This window comes from Terriglobia bacterium, assembly GCA_020073085.1.
In the GTDB taxonomy this organism is placed as follows: domain Bacteria; phylum Acidobacteriota; class Terriglobia; order JAIQFV01; family JAIQFV01; genus JAIQFV01.
This window is the reverse complement of record JAIQFV010000006.1, coordinates 183,562-209,101: the sequence shown is the minus strand read 5'-3', so window position 1 is coordinate 209,101 and position 25,540 is coordinate 183,562. Positions and strand designations below refer to the sequence as shown.

The 25,540-nt window shown below is 56.8% G+C and carries 16 protein-coding genes; 6 read left to right on the top strand and 10 right to left on the bottom strand.

Translation table 11 applies throughout. The features are described from left to right. The first annotated feature begins 171 nt into the window (after window positions 1–171). Window positions 172–1,998 (top strand): translational GTPase TypA, encoded by a 1,827-nt coding sequence (gene typA / locus LAO21_08480; protein ID MBZ5552739.1) that lies wholly within the window; start codon window positions 172–174, stop codon window positions 1,996–1,998. Between the two features lie 127 nt (window positions 1,999–2,125). Here the strand turns inward: typA and LAO21_08475 are convergent, their stop codons facing one another. Together LAO21_08475 and LAO21_08470 are read right to left on the bottom strand one after the other, a co-directional pair. After that, window positions 2,126–2,473 carry a hypothetical protein gene (locus LAO21_08475; GenBank protein MBZ5552738.1) on the bottom strand — a complete coding sequence of 116 codons (348 nt, stop codon included), beginning with the start codon at window positions 2,471–2,473 and terminating at the stop codon, window positions 2,126–2,128. 376 nt (window positions 2,474–2,849) lie between these two features. Next, complete coding sequence (locus LAO21_08470) at window positions 2,850–5,432, bottom strand: protein kinase (protein ID MBZ5552737.1); 2,583 nt, start codon at window positions 5,430–5,432, stop codon at window positions 2,850–2,852. A 317-nt stretch (window positions 5,433–5,749) separates the two neighbouring features. On the opposite strand from LAO21_08470, the gene LAO21_08465 reads away from it, so the two are divergent. The 3 genes from LAO21_08465 (at window position 5,750) to LAO21_08455 (ending at window position 10,532) form a co-directional block, all read left to right on the top strand. Then, complete coding sequence (locus tag LAO21_08465; protein MBZ5552736.1) at window positions 5,750–8,500, top strand: polysaccharide deacetylase family protein; 2,751 nt, start codon at window positions 5,750–5,752, stop codon at window positions 8,498–8,500. A 367-nt stretch (window positions 8,501–8,867) separates the two neighbouring features. After that, the gene (locus LAO21_08460) at window positions 8,868–10,073 is read left to right on the top strand and encodes a hypothetical protein (protein ID MBZ5552735.1); all 1,206 of its coding nucleotides are present in this window, start codon (window positions 8,868–8,870) and stop codon (window positions 10,071–10,073) included. A 15-nt stretch (window positions 10,074–10,088) separates the two neighbouring features. Continuing rightward, complete coding sequence (locus LAO21_08455; protein ID MBZ5552734.1) at window positions 10,089–10,532, top strand: acyl-CoA thioesterase; 444 nt, start codon at window positions 10,089–10,091, stop codon at window positions 10,530–10,532. A gap of 503 nt (window positions 10,533–11,035) precedes the next feature. Here LAO21_08455 and LAO21_08450 read toward each other — a convergent pair. From LAO21_08450 to LAO21_08415, 8 genes are all read right to left on the bottom strand, one after another. Further along, window positions 11,036–13,024 (bottom strand): radical SAM protein, encoded by a 1,989-nt coding sequence (locus tag LAO21_08450; protein MBZ5552733.1) that lies wholly within the window; start codon window positions 13,022–13,024, stop codon window positions 11,036–11,038. A gap of 271 nt (window positions 13,025–13,295) precedes the next feature. Continuing rightward, the gene (locus tag LAO21_08445; protein ID MBZ5552732.1) at window positions 13,296–14,453 is read right to left on the bottom strand and encodes a metallophosphoesterase; all 1,158 of its coding nucleotides are present in this window, start codon (window positions 14,451–14,453) and stop codon (window positions 13,296–13,298) included. 136 nt (window positions 14,454–14,589) lie between these two features. After that, the gene (locus LAO21_08440) at window positions 14,590–15,585 is read right to left on the bottom strand and encodes a zinc-dependent alcohol dehydrogenase family protein (protein ID MBZ5552731.1); all 996 of its coding nucleotides are present in this window, start codon (window positions 15,583–15,585) and stop codon (window positions 14,590–14,592) included. A gap of 159 nt (window positions 15,586–15,744) precedes the next feature. Beyond that, window positions 15,745–16,227, bottom strand: a complete 483-nt coding sequence (locus LAO21_08435; GenBank protein MBZ5552730.1) for an NUDIX domain-containing protein — start codon at window positions 16,225–16,227, stop codon at window positions 15,745–15,747. Window positions 16,228–16,459: 232 nt separating this feature from the next. After that, the gene (locus LAO21_08430; protein ID MBZ5552729.1) at window positions 16,460–17,575 is read right to left on the bottom strand and encodes a polysaccharide deacetylase family protein; all 1,116 of its coding nucleotides are present in this window, start codon (window positions 17,573–17,575) and stop codon (window positions 16,460–16,462) included. Between the two features lie 27 nt (window positions 17,576–17,602). Then, window positions 17,603–18,484, bottom strand: coding sequence for a carbohydrate kinase (locus LAO21_08425; protein MBZ5552728.1), 882 nt, complete (start codon window positions 18,482–18,484; stop codon window positions 17,603–17,605). A 204-nt stretch (window positions 18,485–18,688) separates the two neighbouring features. Next, on the bottom strand, window positions 18,689–19,849 hold the full coding sequence (locus LAO21_08420; GenBank protein ID MBZ5552727.1) for an acyl-CoA dehydrogenase family protein: 1,161 nt from the start codon (window positions 19,847–19,849) through the stop codon (window positions 18,689–18,691). 448 nt (window positions 19,850–20,297) lie between these two features. Further along, a complete protein-coding gene (locus LAO21_08415; GenBank protein ID MBZ5552726.1) occupies window positions 20,298–22,259 on the bottom strand; it encodes a radical SAM protein in 1,962 nt (653 codons plus the stop codon). Window positions 22,260–22,430: 171 nt separating this feature from the next. Here LAO21_08415 and LAO21_08410 point away from each other — a divergent pair, with 171 nt between their 5' ends. Together LAO21_08410 and LAO21_08405 are read left to right on the top strand one after the other, a co-directional pair. Beyond that, entirely contained in the window at window positions 22,431–22,691 is a 261-nt protein-coding gene (locus LAO21_08410; protein ID MBZ5552725.1) for a hypothetical protein, read from the top strand. Between the two features lie 145 nt (window positions 22,692–22,836). Beyond that, window positions 22,837–25,461 carry a VacB/RNase II family 3'-5' exoribonuclease gene (locus LAO21_08405; protein ID MBZ5552724.1) on the top strand — a complete coding sequence of 875 codons (2,625 nt, stop codon included), beginning with the start codon at window positions 22,837–22,839 and terminating at the stop codon, window positions 25,459–25,461. Window positions 25,462–25,540 lie beyond the last annotated feature (79 nt).

The window sequence follows — 25,540 nt, the reverse complement described above, 5'->3', positions numbered from 1 at the left end:
GTGGATCACCCCCTTCAAAGGGGAATGTAGAGCCGGTTCTCCGGAAACTGACCAGCGCACTTCGATCCAGTGCTCCTTGACAGTTCTCTGATCGACAGGATAAGGTTGTCAGTTTGCGGTCCTCGCGGGATTCTGTGTGTGAAACCAAACCCCGAACTGGAGAAGTGACTTTTGAAAGAACAGGACGCCAGAGAAGATATACGCAACATCGCCATCATCGCCCATGTTGATCATGGCAAAACCACGCTCGTTGACGCCATGCTCAGGCAAAGCGGGACCTTCCGTGATAATGAGCGCCTCGTCGAACGCGTGATGGACAGTCTCGATCTGGAGCGTGAACGCGGCATCACCATCATGGCAAAGAACACGGCCATTTTTTACAAGGGCATCAAAATCAACATTGTCGACACACCGGGTCATTCGGATTTCGGCGGCGAGGTGGAGCGTGTGCTGAAAATGGTGGACGGGGTCATGCTCCTGGTGGATGCCTCGGAAGGGCCTCTCCCTCAGACTCGCTTTGTGCTTAGCAAGGCCCTGGAGGAAAAGCTGCCCGTGATCGGGGTCATCAATAAGATTGATCGCTCCGACGCCAGGCCCCAGGAGGTGGTCAATGAACTCTATGATCTTTTCATTGATCTCGATGCAAGCGAAGGGCAGATCGAATTCCCAATTCTCTATGCCATCAGCCGCGATGGGATCGCCAAGCGCCATTTGACGGACGATTCCGAGGATCTGCGCCCCCTGTTTGAACAAATCCTTGAGACGATCCCGGCGCCGCGGCCAAGGCTGCACAACAAGCTCCAGGTTCTGATCACCACGCTGGACTACAACGACTACGTCGGGCGCATTGGAATTGGCCGGATCTTTTCCGGAAAAGTAGCGGTCGGCGACAACGTTTCTATCTGCAAGCTGGATGGATCCATTGAAAAAACAAAAATCACCCAGCTTTATACATTTGAAGGACTCAAACACAAGATGACTCAGGAGGCAAGCGCCGGGGAGATTGTGGCGCTTGCGGGCATTGAGGGCATCTTTATCGGCGAGACCATCGCCGATGCCGAAGATCCCGTTCCCTTGCCGCCGATCACGGTTGACGAACCCACCCTCTCCATGATCTTTTCGGCCAACACGGCCCCCTTCGCCGGCCGTGACGGCACTTACGTGACCTCGCGACATTTGCGGGACCGGCTCGAAAAGGAGGTTCTGGGGAATGTGGCAATTCGGGTGGAAGATACCGAGGTAGTTGACAGCTTGAAAGTTTCAGGCCGGGGGGAACTCCAACTCGCCATCCTGATTGAAATGATGCGCCGTGAAGGTTATGAGATGCAGGTCTCAAAGCCCGAAGTGATTACCAGGTTCGCCGACGCAAAAAAATTGGAGCCGATCGAGCTCGTGGTGATTGACTGTCCGGATACTTTTATCGGGGTCGTGACCGAGGCCCTTGGACGACGAAAAGGACAGATGATGAAGATGATCAATCATGGCGGGGGACGGGTTCGTCTGGAGTTTGAAACGCCATCGCGCGGGCTGATCGGATTTCGTTCCGAGTTTCTCACCCAAACCAAGGGGACCGGTCTTCTCAACACCCTGTTTCTACGCTGGGGAGAGTGGCAGGGTGAAATTACCAACCGGATGACAGGGGCACTGATAGCCGACCGCGGGGGTGCTACCACCAGCTACGCCCTTTATAACCTGCAGGAGCGCGGAGAACTGTTCGTCAAGCCCGGGACCCCGGTCTATGAAGGAATGATCATCGGCGAAAACTCGCGGGATGCGGATCTCGATGTGAATGTCACGAAAGAAAAGAAGCTCACTAACATGCGCGCGTCGACCTCAGACGAAGCGATCCGCCTGGTCCCGTTCCGCGACCTGTCATTGGAGCAGGCGCTTGAGTTCATTAATGAAGACGAACTGGTTGAAATCACCCCCGCTTCAATCCGCCTCCGCAAGAAAATCCTCCAGTACCACCAGCGCCCCAAGCGCAAAACGGAGCAGTAAATCTGCGGCGAATCCCCCTTTGCCCCGCATTCATCCGCGCCCATCGGCGTCCAATGCCTTACCTCCGGGAATTCTCTGGCGCCAAAGTGCAGTTGAGTGGATAGTGGAGATGCGATCCCTGTCTTCATCATTGTTCTGACCAGACGTCCCAGGCATCGCGACCCTCGCCCCCCAGCCGAAGGACCATTTCTTTGAGATCGTCCAGTTCCGCCTGTTTCGTGACCACTATGAAATGCGCAAAGGCCCTTTCCGGATCCCGCCTGGGATGGCTCATAAAAGCGATAGGCTTGCCATCCGGCGACCAACGTGGAAGATCTTTGGGATTCTCGTCCGAGGTGAGTTGGCGAAGATCGCTGCCATCCGTCCTGACGGAATAGACCTCTGAATCCTTTAAGAAGACAACGTACCCCTGAGTAGCTGCCGCGACGGCAGTGGTGGCAGCAAACAACATCAGAACGAAAAGATAACGCTTCAAGGTAACCCCCTCTTTCTCGTGGGGTCCACGCAGAAGGAATGGACCGAGTGTCTGCAAACGGCAATTAGCATGGCCGCCGGACTTGCAGCGTGTTCTTTCACCCCTCCGGGGCTCAAATCATTTTCCAACTCTTACCCCGCCCTCGCCCCGCATAAGAAAAAAGCGCGGGGCTCAGACGGGGCTAAACTCTGCCCAACCCTCCGGGCCTGGGACTCTGCACAGATGGGATCATGGGATGGCACCCTCGGAGGCGGATATCTTGCTTCTAAATCTTCAACAAGCCGGCTCGGAGATCTCGCTAAGGGATCTTCAATTATGCGGAAGTCACAACACAAACCACGGCCGTTTGTGCCCTTCCACCGCGATTCGAGCTGGGCTATCGGGAGGTTCTTCCTGTGCCCCGCAATTTCGCCAGGGCCTCATCGCAGTGGGCGACCTCCGCGGCCATCTGGTCCGCTTTGAGGGGCTCAGCTCCGGTAAGGATCCCATGCTTCTGGATGTTCCGGAATGCATTCATGCTTTTCTGGTACCACTCACGCGCCTGCTGCCACAGCTCCACCCTCTTATTCGCCGGTATGGACGGCGCGCCCGCCTGCTTTGCATCAAGCAAACCCAAATAGGAATAATAAATCCCCAGCCGGCGTTCGGTGGCCGCATTCATCGGATCCGCGACGACGAGCGGTTCGAGGATCGACACGGCATTGCGGTAATTCCGCAGGGCGCCCTCTGCATCGCTGATCCCTTCCATGATTTCAGCCAGGCTGCCATAACAGATGGCAAGATCTTCGCGAGCCCCGCGGTTGGTCGGATCGCGCGCCGACATCGTTTTGAAGATCTCCAGGGATTTCAAACCGTGATCCACGGCACCTCTCTTGTCTCCCGTCGCTGAAAGCGCTTCCCCGATGGTGCCATAAATGATGGCCAGATCACGGCTCGCCTGGACATTGGTGGGGTCGGCCGAGGCCAGATCTTCACGAATTTTCATCGCCTTTCGATAATTCTCCAGGGCGCCATTCCAGTCCCCCGTTTCCGAGAGCAACTCTCCGACATTAATGTACCCCAGTGCCAATTCACGTCGCGCCCGGGAATTGCCCGGATCCCGGGCCGCCAATTCTTCACGGAGCGCAAGCGCCTTGCGATGATTATCCAGAGCCACGGTGGGATTGCCCGTAAGGGCGAGCATGTCTCCCACCTTCCCGTAGCTGATCGAAACCTCACGGCGCGCCTTCGCATTCTGGGGATCTTGATTTGAGAGTGCCTCCCGGATCGCCAGGGCGTCCCGGTGACTCTCCAGCGCGGCGTTGAAATCCCCCTTCTTGGCCAGTGTGTCGCCAATCCTCTCGTAACTCAAAGCCAAGTCGTGGCTCGCCTCGGCTTCAGTCGAATCCTTGAGCAACGCCTTGCGGACTTCCAGTGACTTGCGGTAGTGGTCCAGCGCCCCGGCCAGCTCGCCGGTTGCCCACAGCATGTCTCCCACCGAATCATAAGTGGTCGCCAGATCGCGGTGGAATTTTGCATTCTTGGGATCGGCCGTAGCGAGCCGTTCTCGAATCGCCAGCGCCTTGCGATAACTCGAGAGGGCACCCGCGGAGTCGCCCAGGTTGGCGTAAAAAGGATTTCCCTGGACATCAGCCATCTTCTGGTAGGCCGTGGCCAGTTCACTTTGTAATGCGGGATCCTCGCCCGCCTCTCGGGACAGGCTGTCGAGATACTCCATAGCTCTTTTGACGAGCAGGTTACGGGCCGGAGTGGATCCCGGAAGATCGGCGATGGCGTCATGGATCTCGAACATGAAGGAATTGGCAAGCTGGCGGACCTGCTCAAAGCGTTTCACGGCCCGAGCCCGTTCCCTCTCGGCAATGTGGGCCTCCCAGCTTGTTGCCACCATTCCCCCCACAAGCGCCACCGCAATCAGCGCCGCGCCCGTCACGCCCACTTTGTGCCTACGGATGAACTTGGCGGCGCGATAAGCCGCCGTATCGCTCTGCGCGATCACCGGGAGGCCTTCCAGGAACCGTCGGATGTCTTCGGAAAACTGGTCGACGGATTCGTATCGCCGCCGCGGATCCTTTTGCATCGCCTTGAGGACGATGGTATCCAGATCCCCTGAGAGGAGGCGGCGGAGCTTTTCCGGCTCGTCGTCGCGGTTCTTGCTCACCACCTCGGGGGTCAGGGTGACGGGAGCATCCGCGCTGACGCCGGGCACCTGCACGGTGCGGCTGATCGCCGTGCTGGGTTTCTCCGGATCCTGGGTACAGATGACATGAATGATTTCCTGGGGAAGCCCGCTGGCGAAGCGGTACGGCTGGTGGCCGGTGAGCAACTTGTACAGCAGGATGCCCAGGGAATAGATGTCGCTGGCCGTGGTGATCGGCTCGCCGCGCACCTGTTCCGGACTGGCGCACTCCGGCGTCATCGGTCTCTGCCCGGGCATGGTCTCCTGCGAATGCTCCGCGTCCAGCAATTTGGCGATGCCAAAATCGAGCAGGACTGGAACCCCCTCCGGGGTGACTATGATGTTGCCGGGTTTGATGTCGCGGTGCACGATCAGGTTCTGGTGCGCAAACTGGACGGCAGAGCAGATCATCCGGAAGAGGTTGAGTCGATTCCGAATGGAAAGCTTGTGTTGATCGCAGTATTGATCGATCGGGGCCCCCTCGACATAATCCATGGCGAAGTAGGGCAGGCCCTCTTCTGTGATTCCCCCGTCAAGGAGAGTGGCGATGTGGGGATGCCGGAGGTTGGCCAGGATCTGCCGCTCGTTTCGGAAGCGGCGGATGATGTCGTCGGTGTCCATCCCCCGCTTGATCAACTTGATGGCCACCCGCTGTTCAAATTGTTCATCCGCACGGGCGGCGAGATAAACGGCCCCCATCCCCCCGCGCCCGATCTCACGCACCACCCGGTAAGGGCCAATACGTCGACCTTCCACGGGCCGGGATTGATCATCCTCGTTCATCGTGTCACTCTCGCAGGTCTTTGAGATCGATCTCCCCGTCGTTTGCGAACGAGTTGATCCGATTTTGCCGGTAGAATCGCTGGGATGTGAACACCCCGAGCAGATCGACTCAGGAATCCGCACGGCTGCTGCCCCCTGACCCATCACTTCGCCCTCCAGCAGCGGCCGCGTCTGAGAAGGGTAATCTTTCAGTTTCGGCGGGTCAAACGAATTTGAGACGACAACTCTCGCCCGAGGAGCTTTTAGTAGAGTTTTTTGACGGCCAGTGATAACCTAATCCAAAGGATGACTGCAGCAAAACACTGTCACCCGAACACATGTTGACCCCGAAGAAAATTATCATCATTTCCGCAAGTCTCGCCCTAATCCTCATTGTCATTGGAGTGTGGGTGTGGAGGTCCAAGTCGCCCCATCCCGTGGCGCCCCAAAAACCTAAGGCCGAGGTCGCGGCGGTCGACGCCTTCCAGAAGGACCTGTCCGACATGGTGACAGCCTATCGCAAACTGATCGTCCTGGTGGAGGACGAGTCCGCGGTCGATGAGGCGCAGCAGGCTCGGGTCTCCGTCGTCGGTAAGATTGTTTTCCAGGAAAACCATGAGCGCCTCTCCAGGCTCTCTGATCAACTGACTGAAGAAATTCGGCAGGCGGATGCCTCTCAGTTCGCTGTCCAACCTCCCGCCTGCGGGAAGTTCCTCGATCAACTGGAATCCAATGCGGAGCTCCACGACGCCGACAAGCTGGTTTTTCGTGATGTCCTGGAGGATGTGGACCAGGCTCTGCGCGAGAGCAAGACCCAGCCAGCGGCCAGGGAAAAGCTTCAAGCCCGGGTCGAGGGGGACCTCCAGGGCCTCCGGGAAATCCAATCGCTGTATGACAAGGAGCTCGAGAAGATATTCGCGCGTTTTGAAACCCGCGGTCTCGCAGTGCGCCGCGAGGCCTGGGGAAGATACGTCGCTTTCTTGAAGACGCGTTTCAGCCGCGATGCGATCCTGGCCGAATACGACGAGGCCACACGCTCGATTACAGAATCTCGACAGCGCGGCCCCATGAAGCGCGACAGCAAACTGGAGGTCTTCGGCCGCAGTCTTCCTCCCAAGACCCTCGTCCTGACGTTTGATGACGGCCCGCACCCCCGGTATACCGACCAGGTCCTCGACATCCTGAAGAAGTACCGTGTCCATTCCGTTTTCTTTGAAGTGGGTCGCAACCTGGGCACCATTCGTCCCAATCACTCGATTCAGCAGACCCGGGCGGCCACAGCCAGCCGACACGTCCTGGAGTCCGGATCCTCCCTGGCCAACCACACGTACTCCCATGCCATGCTCTCCAAATTGAGCGACAAGGAAGTCGCCGAGGAGATCGAGTCCACGAGCCGCCTGCTCCAGGATGTTACACACACCTCCCCAACCCTCTTTCGGCCGCCCTATGGCGCCGAGACCGACAAGGTCCTGGCTGCAGTGGAATCCCGAAAAATGAAAGAAGTGTTGTGGAACATCGATTCGAAGGATTGGGCCGATCCCATCCCGAAATCGATTGCCAATCGGGTCATCCGCCAGGTGGATGCGGAAGGACGAGGCATCATTTTGTTTCATGACATTCACGGGCGTACCCTCGAAGCGCTTCCCGATGTCCTGGAAACGCTAAAGAAAGAAGGCTATCGATTCCTTTCCTGGAATGGAACCGGCTTCGTGGAAGATGCCGCCGCTTTGGCCGAGAGGAATGCCGAACAGGAAACGGTTCCTGCGCCCAACCTTTACCGGGAAAGCTGGGCCGTGATCATCGGGATCGATGAGTACCGGAACTGGCCCAAGCTCCGGTATGCCGTCAATGACGCCAACGGGATCCAGGAAATCCTGATCCGGAAGTACCGGTTCAAACCGGAAAACATCGTGACGCTGCTGAATGGAGACGCGACTCGGGAGCGAATCCTTTCCGTTCTCGGCGATACCCTGGCGAACCCGGACAAAGTGAAACACGACGACCGGGTCGTCGTGTTCTTTGCGGGACACGGAATCACGCGGAAATTACCGAATGGGCGCGACCTCGGTTATATCGTCCCTGTGGAGGCCGACGTCCGGAGCTACCAGGGCCAATCCATTTCGATGACCAATTTTCAGGATATCTCCGAAGCAATTCCGGCGAAGCACATTTTTTTCGTCATGGATTCCTGTTACAGCGGTCTCGCGCTCACGCGGGGAATGGGAGCGGCGCCGGTATCGACCGAGAACTTCCTCAAGGAAATGGGGCGTCGCCTCGCCCGCCAGATGTTGACTGCGGGGGGTGCCGACCAGCAGGTGGCCGACAATGGCCCCAACGGCCATTCGGTATTCACCTGGACGCTCATGCAGGGCCTCGAGGGACGCGCGGATTTGAATGGGGACGGGTTTATTACCGCTTCCGAACTGGCGGGCTATGTCGGACCGATCGTCTCGTCGCTATCCCATCAGACACCCGCCTTTGGAAATCTGCCGGGGAGCGAGGGCGGTGAGGTGGTATTTGAGATCAAGCATGAGAATGAATTCCTGAGCGAGCTCTCCACCCAGCTGGACGAGGAGTCCATTCGAATCAACTCGGAACTCGATCGCGTTCGCAAGGAGATTGCCGACAAGAGTTCGCGAAACCGGCAGTTGAAAAAAGACCTCGTCGCCGCCCAATTGACCCTGGCCAAGCTCAACGGAGGGCGCAATGTCTCGCGCGCTTCTTCTCCTTCGGAGAATTCAAAATCTCACAACGACCGCGGGATGGCCCTCTTCAAGGAAAAGAAATACCAGGACGCCCTCCAGGAGTTTATAGCGGCGTCCAAACTGGATCCTTCCAATGCGCTGGCCGCCAACAATGTGGGGTACATGTATTACAAACTGGAACAATTCAAGGAAGCCGCCAGTTGGTTCGAAAAGGCCATCGCTCTGGACCCTCGACGCGCCATCGCCTACGCCAATCTGGGCGACACCTACTTCAGGCTGGAACGCAAGGCTGAAGCAAAAAGTGCCTTTGAAAAATACCTGGCGATTCTGCCGAATTCCAAATATGCGGAGGCGGTTCGGAACAAGATGAATCAGCTGAATTGAACCCGCAGATTCCCGCCCCATTCCTGTCTACCGAGAACCCCTGCCCTCCTCTTGATCGAAATTCACTTGATGTTCCTTCCTTCAAACTGTCAAATAGATTGATACGATCCCCCAAGATGCGTTAAGCTCTGGCCTCAACACGGTTTTCACCCCGGAGGACTTGTTGGTCCCCCTGGGGAGGAGCCGCTCGGAGGGGGGATTCCCTCGGTCAAAAGCGATTTGAAGATTGTTCTTTCTGAGCTCTTGGTCCGATTTCCGCCGCCACTGGAACTTTCTCTCGAGTCCTCTGCCCCTCATACTCTTCACAATTAATCAATCCACTGACGCCACGCCGGCAAGGCCGCAGCGTCTCTCAAAGGAGTACACCATGTTTGTCAAACGTACCTCGAAAATCGGTATTGGGGTGTTTCTTGTGTTGGCAGTCTGGGGATCGTGTCTGTGGGCGCAAGGGTCCGTCTACTTCTTTCCCCAGGTCGCCGACGGCGTCAGCGGAGGCACAGCCTTCGCCAGCCAGTTCTTCCTGAACAACGCGCTCGGCACCCCCAACACGATCACCATGACCTTTACGAAGTCAAATGGAACCCCCTTTGTTGTTGACTTTCGAAGTTTTGACCGAGCCGATGCGGCGGGCACTCTCTCGTCCACGACCTTCACTCTTCAAGCGGGTGAGACGGCACATTTCTTTACGGGGGCGGTCGCGCCGCTTACCGTGGGATGGTGCAAAATTACCTCAACTGCTCCCCTCGAGGTCTCCGAGGTCTTTGACGTCCTGAACACCAGTCGCCTTCCAATCATCGTCACCGCGGAAGCCGGGGTTCTCCCCAGCACGGGAGCGACGCTTTTTTCCTTTGACGCCGACGTCGCCACCAACTTTCCAGAGACAGGGACCAACACCAACACGGGCATTGCCATCGCCAATTTCAGCGGCGCCGACACGGACATTACGGCGACCTTATTCAACCGCACGGGCGCCCAGATCAACCAGAAGCTCTTCAGTGTAAGCTCCAACCATCAGACGGCCTTGTTTCTGAATCAAATCTTTCCGGACACAACCTTCCCCGCGCTGTTTCACGGCACGGTCCGGTTCTCGAGCAATGTCAACGTCACCATCGTGGCGTTGCGCGATGTTTCCGGCCCTGCGGGAGACACTTTTTCGACCGTCGGCGTCAACCCCGATTCAACCCTTGGATACAATATCTTCTATGACCGCGAGGAGAACGACTCCGTCGGCTCTGCCCAGCCCATCACCCTGCCGGCGAGAATCATCGGCACCATGATTGCCCCGAATGGAAGTGCCGATGCAGATAACTTCTCAATGAGCCTGCAGGCAGGGCAAACTCTGTATGTCCTCGCGGTTGCGGATTTGATTGGCTCCCCGCTCGATGACGTCATAGAGATCAAGAACTCTTCGGGGGCGACCCTGGCCGAGAATGATGACTTTTCCACCGGACTGAGAGACCCCTTTGTCCGGTTTGTCGTCCCGACTACAGGGACTTACATTATCGAACACGGAAGTACGAATGGGACCAGCACCCGCGGCTCCTACTACGAGTTGTTGGTCAGGGTGCGATAGTTCGGTTCAAGGTCAATGGAGACTCCCGTGGATAACAAATCCATGGATCAGGATCAAGGCAGGCCCAAATCGGCTGGAGGTTCGCCCTCAAGTGAGGATGATCTCGCCATCCGAGTCAGTCTGATGCCCCGGGATACCAATCCCAATGGGACGATCTTCGGGGGCGTGATCCTGAGCTACCTGGACATCGCCGGGGGAATTGAGGCCCATAAGCACGCCCCCCAGCGCTTTGTCACGGTCGCCATGAAGGAGGTCGTTTTCCATGAGCCGGTCTTCGTGGGCGACGTGGTGAGTTTTTATGCGCGGACGCTGCGCGTCGGAAGAACTTCGGTGACTGTGAAGGTGGAAGTGTTTGCGGAACGATACCGGAAGAAGCACGAAAAGGTGAGAGTGACCGAGGCTGAAGTCACTTACGTGTGCGTGGATGACAACCGGCGGCCCATCCCGATTCGAGGGTAATTGGGTTTGTAGTGACGACTTCAGTCGTTTCCGGGAGTGGCGTGCCACGTAGTAACGACTTTAGTGGTCTCCGAGGATGGCGGGCTCTGTAGTGACGACTTCAGTCGTTTCCGGAACTCATTGAGTTGCGTGATAACGACTGAAGTCGTTACTACTCCCGATTCGAGGGTAATTGGCTTTGTAGTAACGACTTTAGTCGTTTCCGGGAGTGGCGTGCCACGTAGTAACGACCTTAGTCGTCTCCGAGGATGGCGGGCTTTGTAGTGACGACTTCAGTCGTTTCCGGAACTCATTGAGTTGCGTGATAACGACTGAAGTCGTTACTACTCCCGATTCGAGGGTAATTGGGTTTGTAGTAACGACTTCAGTCGTTTCCGGGAGTGGCGTGCCACGTAGTAACGACCTTAGTCGTCTCCGAGGATGGCGGGCTCTGTAGTGACGACTTCAGTCGTTTCCGGGACTCATTGAGTTGCGTGATAACGACTGAAGTCGTTACTACGAACTTACTCTTCCCGCGCCCTGAGAATGGCGAAGGCGAACATCAAGGTGACTTGAAAATCAAGCCACATGTTGGTGAGAACCCGGAACGGTGAGATCCGGAGAATTCGTCTCTGCCGAATATTCTGCACCACCGACTGCCAGCATTCATCAATATCCGCCCGTGTGTACACCTTGCGGCTGGCCATCCAGAGATGCCAGTTCTGCCAGTACAGCGTGACCTTTGAAGGGACCCGGATCGTGGGCACGTGAATCCGAGCCCGGGCGTGGGCCAGCTGGATTTCAGCCAGGCTCAGGCGACGGCGAGCCGAGGCCCGCAAACGGCTCAGCTCCTCGACGACGCGCTGTTCCGATTCGCTGCGGACACGGGTCTGGAGCCACAATTCCTCCATCTCCAGAATCAATTTGACCATGGCCGTCAGATAAGCGCGGATCTCACGCACCCGCATCTTGTAAAAAGCCCACCGGGAAGGGACCGGATAACCGGGACGAATTGTCTGGCGGCTTTTGCGCCGGAAAAATCCGCCCATCATGGGATGACGCCGTTCAATCAGGGCCGCATTTTTGTACCAGATGAAGTTGCGAAGAATATTCCAGTAGTTCCTTGGTGACGAGCGTGACAAGATGCGCTTCATGTTTTCAAAGCTGTAAAAAGTCTCCCAGGCTTCAAAATACATCGCCTTGAGCGAGCCCGGCGCGGGAAAATGGGGATACTGCATGGTCTCGTGGATGGAATCAAACTTGTTGTAGTCGCTGTCCATGTATTCGCCGCGCTGGGTCATCTCCAGGTGATCGCGCGATCCCGGCAGGGGGGTGAGGAGGAAAAATGACGCCTGCTCCACCTTGATTTCATGCATCAGCCGTTGCAGGTCCTGCCGCACGGACTCCGGCGAATCGTGCGGAAATCCCAGGATGTAGCCGACATGCGTGGCAATTTCAACGTCGTGCCATGCCTGGATCAAATTGCCATAATCAGCGGCCTGATTTTGCGCCTTGGCGGCATCTTTCAGGCTTTCGGGGTTGATCGATTCCATGCCGATAAACACCTGCGTACAACCCGCCCGGCGCGCTTTCTCAACGAAGTTCTTGATCTTGTAAGAGAGCACGTCTACCTGCATCATGAAGCGGAGGTCGATGTTTTCTTTCTCACGTAAGTCGATCAAGGCATCAAAGATTTTTTCCCATTGGAGATTGCGGGCAAAATTGTCGTCGGTAAAGAAATAAAAATCCACCTTGCTGCGGTGCCAGTTTTCACGGATGGCGGTGGCAATACACTCGGCCGAGCGAACGCGCATCTTGCGACCCTGGACGTTGATAATGGTGCAGAAGCTGCAATTGAACGGACAGCCACGCCCGCAATCAATAGTTCCAAAATTCGAGGCCATGAACCGCTTCAGCAGCCTTGTGTCGATCAGCGGGATGGGTTTGTCGTAGAGATCCGGTTTGTCGTCGACAAAATCGTAGAGCGGCTTCAGCTTCCCTTCGAGGGCATCCTTCAAGATCCCCGCCCAGGTCTCCTCCACTTCACCCTTGACAATGGAAACCCCGGCATCCATCAGTCCCTGAATTTCAGGTGGAATCTGGGGCAGCATGGCGAGGTATCCGCTGACGTGAAACCCGCCAATCAGGACCGTGCAATTCCCAGCCCGAAACTGGCGCGCCAGATCGGACGCACGCGGGAATTGATTGGATTGCACACCCACCAGGCACACGATCGTCTGTGATTTGGAACGCCTGGCCGTGCGGCAGATTTTCTTGACGGGGATTTTTTGGACGGTCTCATCAAGGAGATGCACCCGTATATCGAGCCCTTCTCCAAGCGTCTTTCTCTTGAGGACGTCCTCGGTAAGTGCCGCCAGACAGCTCAGCGTGTTGGAAGGCAGAACCCCACGAAAATGCGTGACAACGTATCCATCGTCATCATAATTCGAAGGCTTGATAAGAAACAGGTTAATGCGGCGCGCGGCGGCCGCAACCATAGTAGTATCGTTCACTGACGACCTCTGAGTTTTAAGATGGGGATTGCCTCCAGAAAAAAGAGGACATCATGCGCTTTAACGGAAAAGAGTTCAAACAAAAACTGAGCAAGTGATAAATTTCACCTCTCGAGTCATTCTGGACGACACCATAATAGCATCTGAATACACTGTCCTGTCTGTTCACAATTGAACACTCATGAATAGAACCCATCAAAAGGTGGCTTGGTTCGGATTCATCCGGTTCAGGGACGTCAGGGAGATCTTCGGGTCTCTTTGTGGAAACCCACTATTGGAAATGCAATCGAATATTGACAATCTCAGGGCGGTTGCCAATTCGAACGGGAGGCCCCCAGGTGCCGAGTCCACTGGAAACATAGACATGAGTGTTCCCGATCTTCCGGTAGCCCCATCCCAGTTCAAAAAGGGCTTGGATAATGTAATTCACAGGCCACAATTGCCCGTGGTGTGTGTGTCCGGAAATCTGCAAATCAACACCCTGATCCACGGCCTCGTTCAGGCGGAAGGGCTGATGATCCATCAGGATCACGGGGAACTGGCGGTCCACCCCGGCCATCAATTCCTTCAGGGTTTTCCGCTGTCTGCCCATGCGGTGGTTGTAGGAACGGTCCTCCCTGCCCACGAGGAAGAAAGTCCCATTCACTTTCACCGCCCGGTCCCGCAACATCACGACATTGTGTTCCTCGAGGTAAGTGCAGGCAGCCTCGACCCCTCCGAAGTATTCGTGATTCCCCGTGATCGCATACACCCCGTACCGGGGCTTGATGTTCCGGAGCGCCTCCCCGAGGTTTTGCTTGATGACAGGGGCCAGGTCCTCATCCACGATGTCGCCCGCCAGCAGGACGATATCAGGAGCGAGACTGTTGATCTTCTCCACAACCTGGTCGAAGCGTTGCCGGCCCACAATCGTTCCCAGATGGATATCGGAGGCCGCCACGATGTTGACACTCTTCATGCCCTCCACCTTCTTGGGAATGGTGAGCTCAAGTGTTTTGACCCTCGGGATCAAGGCGTTGATGTGTCCCGCCAAAAGCAGGAGGGCCACCAGGCCGATGGTCCCCGCCGCGGCGACATACTTTGATTGTGTGTAATAGGCCATCACCGGAGGCGGGAAAAAAGGGCGGAAGTGGTGGACGAGCCGCAGGAGGTCAAACACCACACAGGCGATGAAGAAATAAATCATCGCCGCAATCCAGAATGAACCCATCCAGACGAATAGATCGCTGAGTGGGGAAGGCCACATGTTTTCCAGTGTCCGTCCAAGGATGAAAGCGAGCGCGAGCACCCAGAATACAATCGCATAGGCACTTCGGAGGGTGGAACCCGGCGGGATGGATTGCCAGCCTCGAACAAAAATATAGAAATTCACCAATCCGTAAATAGAAAAAAAGATTCCCAGAAAAATAATGAAGTTCACAGTCCTCATGGCTACAGTTTAACGTAGGAAGTGAAATTGCGGGCGCCCAATTTTGAATTGAGGAGATAAGGGAGACATCTCCTGTAAACGTATTTGCCGTCGCCGAGACATAAAGTAGGCGGGAGGCGGACAAGGGCCTTGTCATTCACTCCTCTGAAATGTTCAGGACGGCGGCACCCTGGATCTGTCCTTCGCGCAAGCATGACAACGCTTCGTTGACCTGCTCCAATGGAAACAACCGAACCTCCGTTCTTACCGGGACTTTGGGGGCGATGTCCAGCAGCCCTTCCCCGTCCTGCCTCGTCAGGTTCGCGACCGAGCGAATCGTTCGTTCCTCCCACAGCAGCCGATAGGGAAACGAAGGGATGTCGCTCATGTGAATTCCGCCACTGACAATGGTCCCACCCTTGGCGGTGGCTCGCAGGGCCGTCACGACCAACGGCCCAACCGGTGCAAAGATAAGAGCGGCATCCAGCGCCTCGGGCGGTGTTTGGGTTGAATCCCCTGCCCATACGGCACCCAGGCTGCGCGCAAATTCCTGCGCCTTGACGTCGCCCGGTCTCGAGAAAGCATAAACGCGTTTCCCTTCGTGAACTGCGATTTGGGCAATAATATGAGCGGCTGCGCCAAATCCGTAAATCCCCAAGCGCTCGACGTGCTCCCCCGCCAACCGGTAGGTGCGATAGCCAATCAGTCCGGCACACAACAGCGGAGCGGCTTCAGCATTTCCATACAGCGCCGGGAGACGAAAACAATAGCGTTGATCGGCAACGGTGTATTCGGCGTATCCGCCGTCAATGGTGTATCCCGTGAATAGCGGGTGGTCGCACAGGTTTTCCTGCCCCCGGCTACAGTAACGGCACGTTCCATCGGTGTACCCCAGCCAGGGAATTCCAACCCGTTCTCCGAGTGCAAATTGTGCGACATGACTCCCCACATCAACCACTGTTCCTACAATCTGATGACCCGGGATCAGGGGCAGTTTGGGTGCGGTGAGATCTCCGTCCAAGATGTGAAGATCGGTGCGGCACAGGGCACACGCGCGGATTCGAACCAGAACCTGCCCGGAGGCCGGGTGCGGCACCGGGACTTCCATCAGCCGCAGGGGTTGCCCTTGGGCCTTCAACACCATCGCGCGCATTGTCCTGGGGAGTCTCATCTTCATTCCCTCGGCGCCCAGTCAGGAACCATGACTGACACCAAAATCTAGAACATCCGTTCTCTGGGTCTCACCCGGAAACGGCCCTATTTACACCAACCTATCCGCCGCCGTGAGCCACCCAAGTCATCGTCGCCCGCCTTAACTACGTACCGTGGGGTGTGACCGATCGTGATCTGTCTTTCTGGAAAGCGCTGCTGAATCGAGGCGCTGTCGGTAGTGCTCGAAATTAATCCGCGTGACCTGCGTCAACTGGGCCGGAATCTCATGGAGGTGAAACCAACCGATTTCGGCGCATTTGTCAGGCTCGAGGATTTCGGGAGTCCCGGAAGTGATCCTGCAAATATAGGTTGGAGACACCCAATGCTGACCTTCTTCGGGAAGGATATGGTCAACCACGTCGAGGAGGTCACCGACCGAGATCTCGATCCCGTATTCCTCGCGCATCTCCCGCTGGAGCGCCGCGGCGAGCTGTTCTCCGAACTCAACTGATCCTCCGGGAAATTCCCAGAGACCTCGCTCGTTTTTGGCCCGAGGACCGCGGCGCGCAAGGAAAAGCCGCCCGTCGCCATCCACAAGAATGGCCCCCACGCCAACACCGATGTAGTCGACGCCTCGCTTCATTCTTGACCCTTTTCTAAGCTTTGATTCGGTCGAAGAAAGTCCGGTCTGGATAACGAAGTCAGAAGCCGGACGCCTGAAGCCGGAGAAGAGATGGAAGCCGGGAGGAGGCGACCGGAGAGCCAGAACCATGCAGACCAGCAGAATCTTCTTGTTTCTGGCTTCCTGCGTCCGGCCTCCGGCTTCGCGGGTCTGAATTCTGGCGTCCGGCCTCCTGACCCTCCCCAAACGCCCCCTACTCCGCCTTGACTCCTGCCTCCTTCATTACGAATTCCGGGGTCAATGGTTCTCCCGCGAAAAAGGGCCCATTCTTTCCTTGAGAGATCGCCCAACGGTGCAGCCACGAGATTCCCCCTCGCCCCGTGAAGGTATCCACAGACCGGTAAGCCTTGTCCTGGAGAGCCTCGTCCAGGGTAATAAACCCATATCCGCGCTTTCTCATCATCCTGACCAAGTCCTCGAAGTGGTCGGCATTGAGCCGATTGGCATGCAGCAGGAGCACCTGCCTGATTTCAGCTCCGAACAAGGCGACGGATTGCCTCTCGAAATAATCGAATTTCCGCTCCATGTAAGGAATGTATGCTTGAACGATGCGCCGAGTCAGCCCCTTGTCATCCTCAAAGACCGCGCGGTCATAGGCGCGGGCAAATATCCAGTCGGAGTTATCAATGGTAACAGGGGCGACACGGTAGCCATGAGAAGTCAGGAAGGCATCCAGGTCCAGGCGGATTTCGAGGCTTCTTCCCGTGTGGAGAAACGGGTGACGAAAATAGCGAAGGTTCATTCCTTTCTTCTGCATCAACCCACTCGTCACAACGCTTCCACGGAGAATGTCCTGCTCATAGTCAACCAACGGGGTCTGATGCAAGTCCGCATGAGAATAAGTGTGGTTTCCCAATTCCAGCCCGGCGTCGAGCCATATTTGGAGCAGGGCCACGCGCCCCTCGTCCCGCTTTTCGTCCTGGAAGAGCTTCTTTTCGATGACGAAGCCAATCGCAGGGATCTTGTTTGCAACTACCGTTCGAACAAGATTTGAGGTGATTTTCGTCTGGGCCGCTGTATCGGTCCAGGTGGTGGTGGCTACAGGAAGATCGTCGAAGGTTACCGCCATCATGCGGCGAGTCGCTCTGCCTGTGGATCGATCCAGGCCCGGAGCGACGCCAAAGAGCGTGGCCGTGATAATGCAGGCCCAGAAGACAAACAGAAGGCCAATCTCCCGGGCGAGTCTCCGAAGAACTGGGGTCGAAACGCCGTAGGCCTTCGTCTCGTGAATCCCAAAGCGCGCCATTGCGGCAATCGCCTCGGGATTGAACATCGATTTGAGCTTCCTTAAGATCTCGGAGTGATTCATTGCAGTGAAACGACCGGGAGCAATTCCTCAAAAAAGCGCTGTACATTCCTCTGGGAGCGCGGGCGTGGCTCCCGCCTGCGAGCAGACAAAGGAGGCCACCCGATTTGCAGAGTCATTGATCCGGTCCAAATCATATCCTTTCAACATTCCCAGTGCCAGGGCGGCCGTAAAGGCGTCTCCGGCTCCCACGGAGTCGATGACTTCAACGCGATAACCAGGATGGTCCGAGCTCCGTCCCCCTGAATAAAGAACACTCCCCTCCCCGCCTCGGGTGAGAGCGATCAGCCGGAGATTATAGCGCTGCATGATCGTGTTCAATAAAATGGGTCCATGTTCAGACATCGAAAGGAGCCGGGCCACAACGGGCAGTTCATCGCGGCTCACCTTGAGCACCGTGGCGAGTTGAAGCGAGGTCTCGATGACCTCGCGGGTGAAGAACGGAGCCCGCAAATTCACATCGAAGATGCGCAAGGCGTTGGGCGAGGTCTTCTCAAGCAATGCCCGGATCGTCGTCCGGGAGACCTCAGAGCGTTGGGCCAGCGATCCGAAGCAGATGGCGTCCGCCCTGCCGGCCAACCCCAGCCATTGCCGGGTCAGCGGGAGAAAGTCCCAGGCAACATGCTCATGGATGACGTAAGCAGGATTCCCGTTCCGATCGATGTTAACCCACACGGCCCCCGTCGGGTGAACTGGATCGGTGATGATGTAGTCGTGATTCAAGCCCAGGGAGTCAAGGTGATCGAGGATTCCGCGTCCCGGTTCATCGGCGCCCACGCTTGACGCCACGACCGCATCAGCTCCGAGGGCCCGGGCATGGAAAGCGAAATTGGCGGGGGCCCCGCCCAATTGCATGCCTGATGGAAGGAGGTCCCAGAGAATCTCACCCAGACCGACAAGGAGGCGGCTCATTTCGGAATTGCGGCTTGCGGAATTCGGAATAAAGGCCAAGGCCTCAGCGGCGGGATCCAGGGTTGCGGCGAACCACTGAGGCCGGCCTCTATCGTGCCTGATTCATCAACACAGGAAACGGCAGCGCTTTCGCACGAACTCCTGTTCCGCCCATGCGCGCCCATGCAAACTGAAATCTGAATCCGGTTCATCCAGAAAACAATCCTATGCCAGCCCGGCGGCGGCCTCTTTGATCAAGTTACTGGCGATGACCAGACGCTGGATCTGGTTGGTGCCTTCGTAGATCTGAGTGATCTTCGCATCGCGCATCATCTTTTCCACGGGGTAGTCCTTCATGTAACCATAGCCGCCGAGGATCTGAACCGCATTCGTGGTGACCTCCATGGCGACATCGGAGGCCAGTGTCTTGCACATGGCGCTCTCCTTGGAGACCTTCGTCTCGCCCGCATCGATCATGCGCGCGGTGCAATACACCAGGGCGCGGGCGGCTTCAATCTTCATGGCCATATCGGCCAGCATGAACTGGATGGCCTGGAACGACGAGATGGGCTTGCCGAACTGATGCCGTTCGCGCGAATAGCAAAGCGCCTCGTCCAAAGCGCCCTGGGCAATTCCCACCGCCTGGGAAGCCACGCCGGGACGGGTAATATCGAAGGTCTTCATGGCCACGATGAAACCCATCCCCTCGCGCCCGAGCATCTGGCTTTTATGGACCTTGCAGTCCTCGAAAACCAGCTCCCGCGTTGCCGAGGCACGGATCCCCATCTTGTTTTCCTTCTTTCCGAAGGAGAAGCCGTCGGTCCCCTTTTCCACAACAAAGGCGGTGGCCCCGCGGGCGCCCTTCGACTTGTCGGTCAACGCAATCACCGTGTAAGTCTCCGCTTCTCCGCCGTTGGTGATCCACTGCTTCGTTCCATTCAATTTATAGTGATCGCCGTCCCTCGTTGCAGTGGCTCGAATGGCTCCCGCGTCACTTCCCGCGCTCGATTCGGTCAAGGCAAAGGCCGCCAGTTTCTTCCCGGAAGCAATGTCGGGCAGATACTTCTTCTTCTGCTCTTCGGTCCCGAAAAGCAGGATGGGAAATGTCCCCAGGCCGGTCGCCGCAAAGGCGAGTGCAATACCGCCGCAAAAGCGGGACAACTCTTCGGTGGCGATGACCATTTCCATGATGCCGCCACCCAAACCGCCAAAGGCCTCAGGGATGTACACACCGCAGATGTCGGTTTCTCCCAGCACCTTGACAATGTCCCAGGGGAATTTTCCACTCTCATCGTACTCCGCCCGCACCGGCTTGATTTTTTCAACGCCGATCTTGTGGCAGAGTTCCTTGATGGTCTGTTGTTGCTCGTTCAAGAAATAATTCATTTGATTTCTCCAAAATCGATAATTTGATGATTTCTAATACAAACGCCTTTGAGAACGCTTCAAAATCGCGCATGATCAACGTAGGGGCGCATAGCTATGCGCCCCTACCACGAGGATTCCCCAATTACCCGACGTAACGCCATTTCCAACGTCTGTATTAATTCCACGATGTTAGTGCGGCATCAGGAAGACGGGAGCGCAGTCGAATGGGTTCGAATTCCTAAAGTGGCGGCCGGGCCGGAAGCCGAGGCGGGTAAATATACCATGAAGGATTCCAGCCACCAAGAAGCGCAAGAACCGCTCTCCGGGTTTCCCTGGGCTGGACCTCATCAAGCTTCTTCATGCATTGGACGGGTTGGTCCGTGAGAGGACTGCATCCATCGCCAAAAAGCCCAATCCGCGGAAAACGGATTGGGCTCTTGAGCGTGCTGAGTGGAGAGTCGGCACATTACTTGCCAGTTGAGAGGAACTGCTCCTCCTTCGACGGTTCATGAGGGCGCGCCGCCCCACCGTGCATGGCGCCGCCGCCGAAGTCAAGGTCTTCCAGGCGGACATCCGGGGACGGGCCCGGTGATCCCGTCGATTCGCTGAACACCGGCAGGCTGAGGTGGTGTTCCGTCGTCGGCAACTCGACTGGCTTCCCCGCCGCATAAACCTTGTGGCGTCCGAAATTTTTATACCACTCTGCCGTGGTCGCCGTCATACGCATGCTTTCGATGAGCTGACGCCAGCCGACTCCGGTGTTGTACGCGCAGAAGGAGATCTCGCCTTCCTGGGTTCCATAGGGGATGACACACATTTCGGTCCGGCGGAAATCGTAGGTGAAGAGATCCTGGAACCACATCCCCTCCACGCACAACACGCGCCATTCGTCCTTCTCCGAACGCGTCTTCATGCGGTCGTTGCGGTCGCTGTTGGCGGTTTCAGAGGCGGGTTTAAAGAGTGAAACCAACTGGCCGATGGGAAAATTCCGGGGGGCCTGTTTGGCATCATAATTCCGCATGATGGCCATCGCCAACTGCGCCGTAGTGAGGGTTTTCCCCCGCGCGCTATCGGTGATGACCGCGACATCCTTGATGAACTGTTCGTAGTTGAAGAACTTGTAGATGGGGCACCATTCCCCGGTCGCGCGATTCACCATGATGAGCGTGAAGATGCCGCAATTGGGATGACAATTGCACGCACTCCAACCCCACGGCGCATCGGCACCGGCCAGCATGTCCATCACGGACGTGAACGCAGAATAAGAAGAGAGGGGGAACCAATCGCGCATCGGCTGAAGATCGGGTCCCAGCTGTACCTTCAAGTCATCGCACATCTCAGAAAGCGTGTAGCGCTGCGCCTTGCGTCGCCGGTCGTCGATGTCTTCATCGCGGCCGGTGAAAGAGACGGGTTGAAATGCAATGGTCTGGACCTTATCGATATTCTGCAAGGCAAACTCCACGATCTTCCCGATCCGATGATTATTGACCCCATTCAGGATCGTGGTCACCAGGGTGGTCTTCATGCCGACCTTGGCCATATTCTCGATGGCTTGGAGCTTGACATCGAACAGGTTGCCCACGCCGCGGTGGGCGTTCACATCTTCACCCACCCCGTCGAACTGCAGATAAGCCCCATGCAACCCCGCTTCGTGCGCCTGGCGCGTGAATTCCGGATCCTGAGCGAAACGAATCCCATTCGTGGCCGCCAGGATGCGATAAAATCCAACTTCCTTGGCATAAGCCACTGCCTTCAGGAACGTCGAGGCAACGGTGGGTTCGCCGCCGGAGAATAAGATGATGGACTGCCGTTTGGGTTTAAAAGACACCGCGCGATCCAGAATCCCTTTGACGTCCTCCCAATCGGGTTCGTGGACATAACCTACCTGGTTGGCATCCATGAAGCAGGGATTGCACATCATGTTGCATCGGTTGGTCAGATCGACCGTGAGGACGGCCCCTCGCCCGAATTTGATCGTGGAAGTTCCATGCTTATGAACATCAGTGTCATCGCTACAGCGGAAGTCGCGGCCGAAGAAGAGCGATTCAATGCGCTTGGTCCACTCCACATCGGTCGAAAGGATGTCTTCAATATCCCCATGCTTCGGGCAGGTCTTCCGCATCAGGACCTTGCCCTCCACTTCAACAATGTCCGCCTTGATTTCGCCGGAATGCTTGCCGTAGAACTCGGACAAATCCTTTTGCCCGGTCATCACCGCGTCGCGCACTTCCTTCACGCATTTCGGACAGAGTGAATCGGTCTGCCTCGGAACACCCAGCGTTGGGGCGGTGCGTTCATAACTTTTTAATAATTTTCCCGGCGCCCATTTCGGTGAAATCTGCTCTCCTTCAGGAAACATCCGGTTGAACGCCTGAAAGGTCTTCCAAGCGACGTTCGCTAAACCGGAAAGGAGAGCGGAACCACGCATGGAACCCAGTCGCCCCCGGGGACCTGTTTGTTCAGGAAGTACGCCATCACTGTACATTCATTCACCTCAAACATCGTCCACAGTATTGAATCCCGGCATTAATCCTCCGGTGAATCCAATCTGATTAGGTTTCTCCCTCAGGGGTTGTCCGACCGCCGACACACCTCAATTATGGAGCTAATCCTCGAAAGGGAGCCCAAGCCGGTCGAATTCTACTTTGATACCCCCGGATTGGCAAGGAAAAATGCCGCGAACTGCTTGATTTCAGGCTTCGCCAGCTCGCTGGGACCTCCGGAAGGCGCCATTGGTTCTCCGTGCCACTTCTGGTTTTTTGATGATCTGAAGGATTGTGTATTGCAAGTCTGCGATGCACTGTTTCATAAAAAAGAATTGTGTGGCAATCAAGTTTTGGAAACCGCGATCCCGGGATGAATCAAAAAGCAATTCATCCCGGCTACCACGGCTCCTCATTCTCGTTGTGCACAAGTGCTGCCGTCCTCTCTGCAAGAAAATCAAAAATCCGTGCGCCCCCGGTGTTACCATGGTGACCGGAATTAGGACCACTTTGACCCTAACCATGACCGCCACCAAAGAAAAAATCCTGGAGGCCTTCCACGAGTCCCGGGAGCCGCATATGAAGATCAAACATCTCTCCCGAGTGCTTCGTCTCAAGCCGGGCGATCGTCGCCACCTGAGAGAATGCCTGGATCGAATGGTGCGGGAAGGCGAGCTTGAGAAGCTTCGGGGTGGGCGCTTTCGGCTCCCACAGGCTGAAAGGGGATCCAAGAATGCTGCGGGCAGCAGTTCAAGAGCCCCCTCAAGGGACGGAAGAACTCACACCGAACCCGCCACTTCCAGAAACCGGCTGGCTGGCCGGCTCATCACGCACCGTGACGGGTACGGATTCGTCGAAGTCGAAGGATTGGCGCTGAAAAAAGGAACGAGCCCGAATTCTTCCCCAGCTCCTGATCAAGTCACATCGAAACCCAGGGCCCACGCCACTCGCCCCGCTCCCCCGCGCGCTCTTGCGGGAAGCACTATCCCCATTAAAGGAGATATCTTTATCCCCCCTTTGCAGATGCGTGGCGGCCTGAATGGAGACCAGGTGGAGGTCGAGATCGATGCCATCAAGAGGGACGGGCGGGCGGAAGGCCACATCGTCAAGGTCCTGCAAAGAAGGTTCTCCTCCATGGTCGGACAATTCAGACGTCGGGGATCAACCGCCGTCGTGCTCCCCTTGGACGAGAAGTTTCTCCACCAGGTGATAATCGAATCAGGTGAAGAAGGCCGGGCTACGGAGGGTGACATCGTCGATGTCGAAATCACCAGCTTTCCCACCCCTTTGGAATCGCCCCGGGGACGGGTCACGGAGGTCCTCGGCAAGCCCGGGGAATTCGGCATCGACGTGGAAATCATGATCCGGAAGCATCACCTTCCGCATCGTTTTCCTGAGGAAGTCATGGAGGCAGCACACGCGGTTCCCCAGGAGGTGAGCACTGAGGAAATCGGGGGACGTGAGGATTTTCGGTCCCAACCTATTGTCACGATTGACGGTGAAACCGCCAAGGATTTTGACGACGCGGTTTACGTCCGGCGCCTCGAGAACGGGAGTTTTGAGTTGCAGGTCCATATAGCCGACGTCGCGCACTACGTGACCCCGGGTTCGGAGTTCGATCTGGAAGCCTCACTGCGTGGAACCTCCGTCTACTTCCCCGACCGGGCCGTTCCCATGCTCCCCGAAGAGCTTTCCAACGGAATTTGCAGCTTGAATCCGAAGGTGGATCGACTGGTGCAATCCTGCATTATGGAAATTGATTCCCAGGGCCGGGTGCAGGATCATCGCTTCGCCCAGGGGGTTATCCGAAGCGTGGAACGGATGACTTACACCAACGTGGCGAAGATCCTGGTAGATGGCGACAAAGCGGTCATGGCGCGCTACGCCCCGCTGGTGGAGACCTTCCACCGGATGCAGGAATTGGCAGTGATCTTGAACCGCATGCGTGACGCGCGGGGTTCGATCGACTTCGATCTGCCCGAGCCCGTCATTACCTTCGACGAAAACGGGATTATGACCGGCGTGGTCCGCAGCGAGCGCAACATCGCCCACCGCCTCATCGAAGAGTTCATGCTGATCGCCAACGAAACCGTGGCGCGAGCACTCTTTGAACGTGAAATCCCGTCGCTTTATCGAGTTCATGAGGCGCCCGACCCCGCCAAAGTCGCCGAATTCGAGATGATCGCGCGGAGCTTCGGATACTCGCTGGGGATTGACCTGGTGGTCAAGAAGCTGCCAGTGGAGAAGGAGGCGAGGGGAAGGGAGAGACGGGGGCGGAGTCCAGGGTCAGAGGTTCGACGCTCCACGGCCGCTGGATTTGCCAGGTCCAACCTCTGGCTGCAGCCCACCGATCTCGTCGTGACCCCGGCTCATTATCAGAAACTCGCGGAACGGGTGGTCGGGAAGCCGGAGGAGCGGATCCTCTCCTATCTCATGTTGCGATCCCTCAAACAAGCGCGTTACAGCGAGCTCAACCTGGGGCATTTTGGGCTGGCTTCGGGGTGCTATACGCATTTCACCTCCCCCATCCGCCGGTATCCGGACTTGATTGTCCATCGCATCTTGAAATCACTCATCGGCCCCGACCAGAATGAATCCGGCGCGATTCGGGAGCGGGTGCGGAGTGCACGTCGGCCCGGTTCCGTGGAACAGCCCTCGACGGCCGGCAGCGTCAAAACGCGTCTCCCAAGAAGAGGTTCGCCCTACTCGAACGAGCAGCTTGCCACCATCGGATCCGAGTCCAGCGACGCGGAACGCAGGGCCGACGGAGCGGAGCGCGAGTTGATGGAGTGGAAGAAGGCGAAGTTCATGCAGGAACGGGTCGGGGAGGAGCTCCCGGGATTGATCATCAGCGTCAACAAGAATGGGTTCTACGTGGAACTCCTGGATCTGTTCATCGAAGGGTTTGTTCCAGTGGGATCATTGATTGATGATTTCTATGTGTACCGCGAAAGCATGCAGTCTCTGGTGGGCGATCGTTCCAAGAAATCCTTCCGCATCGGCGACCGCATCAGTGTGCTTGTCGATCGCGTGGACGCGGACTCCCACAAGATTCAATTCCTGGTCGCCGACCTGGTGAAAGGTGCCTCTTCGCAACGGCGCACGACACGCCGCCCCTACCACGCCCGACGGAAGGGCTGGGGTTAAAGTCAGCCCCAGAAGAGAATCAATTGGCGTCTCCGGACTTAGTGCAGGCCAAAGCAAACTACAAAGTCCGCCAAGTAGA

Coding starts and splice junctions, on each gene's coding strand:
- LAO21_08445 (MBZ5552732.1), bottom strand. CDS start 14,453: ATGAGGACTGTGAACTTCATTATTTTTCTGGGAATCTTTTTTTCTATT.
- LAO21_08440 (MBZ5552731.1), bottom strand. CDS start 15,585: ATGCGCGCGATGGTGTTGAAGGCCCAAGGGCAACCCCTGCGGCTGATG.
- LAO21_08405 (MBZ5552724.1), top strand. CDS start 22,837: ATGACCGCCACCAAAGAAAAAATCCTGGAGGCCTTCCACGAGTCCCGG.
- LAO21_08435 (MBZ5552730.1), bottom strand. CDS start 16,227: ATGAAGCGAGGCGTCGACTACATCGGTGTTGGCGTGGGGGCCATTCTT.
- LAO21_08455 (MBZ5552734.1), top strand. CDS start 10,089: ATGGAGACTCCCGTGGATAACAAATCCATGGATCAGGATCAAGGCAGG.
- LAO21_08460 (MBZ5552735.1), top strand. CDS start 8,868: ATGTTTGTCAAACGTACCTCGAAAATCGGTATTGGGGTGTTTCTTGTG.
- LAO21_08425 (MBZ5552728.1), bottom strand. CDS start 18,484: ATGAGCCGCCTCCTTGTCGGTCTGGGTGAGATTCTCTGGGACCTCCTT.
- LAO21_08470 (MBZ5552737.1), bottom strand. CDS start 5,432: ATGAACGAGGATGATCAATCCCGGCCCGTGGAAGGTCGACGTATTGGC.
- LAO21_08415 (MBZ5552726.1), bottom strand. CDS start 22,259: ATGCGTGGTTCCGCTCTCCTTTCCGGTTTAGCGAACGTCGCTTGGAAG.
- LAO21_08465 (MBZ5552736.1), top strand. CDS start 5,750: ATGTTGACCCCGAAGAAAATTATCATCATTTCCGCAAGTCTCGCCCTA.
- LAO21_08430 (MBZ5552729.1), bottom strand. CDS start 17,575: ATGAATCACTCCGAGATCTTAAGGAAGCTCAAATCGATGTTCAATCCC.
- LAO21_08410 (MBZ5552725.1), top strand. CDS start 22,431: ATGGAGCTAATCCTCGAAAGGGAGCCCAAGCCGGTCGAATTCTACTTT.
- LAO21_08420 (MBZ5552727.1), bottom strand. CDS start 19,849: ATGAATTATTTCTTGAACGAGCAACAACAGACCATCAAGGAACTCTGC.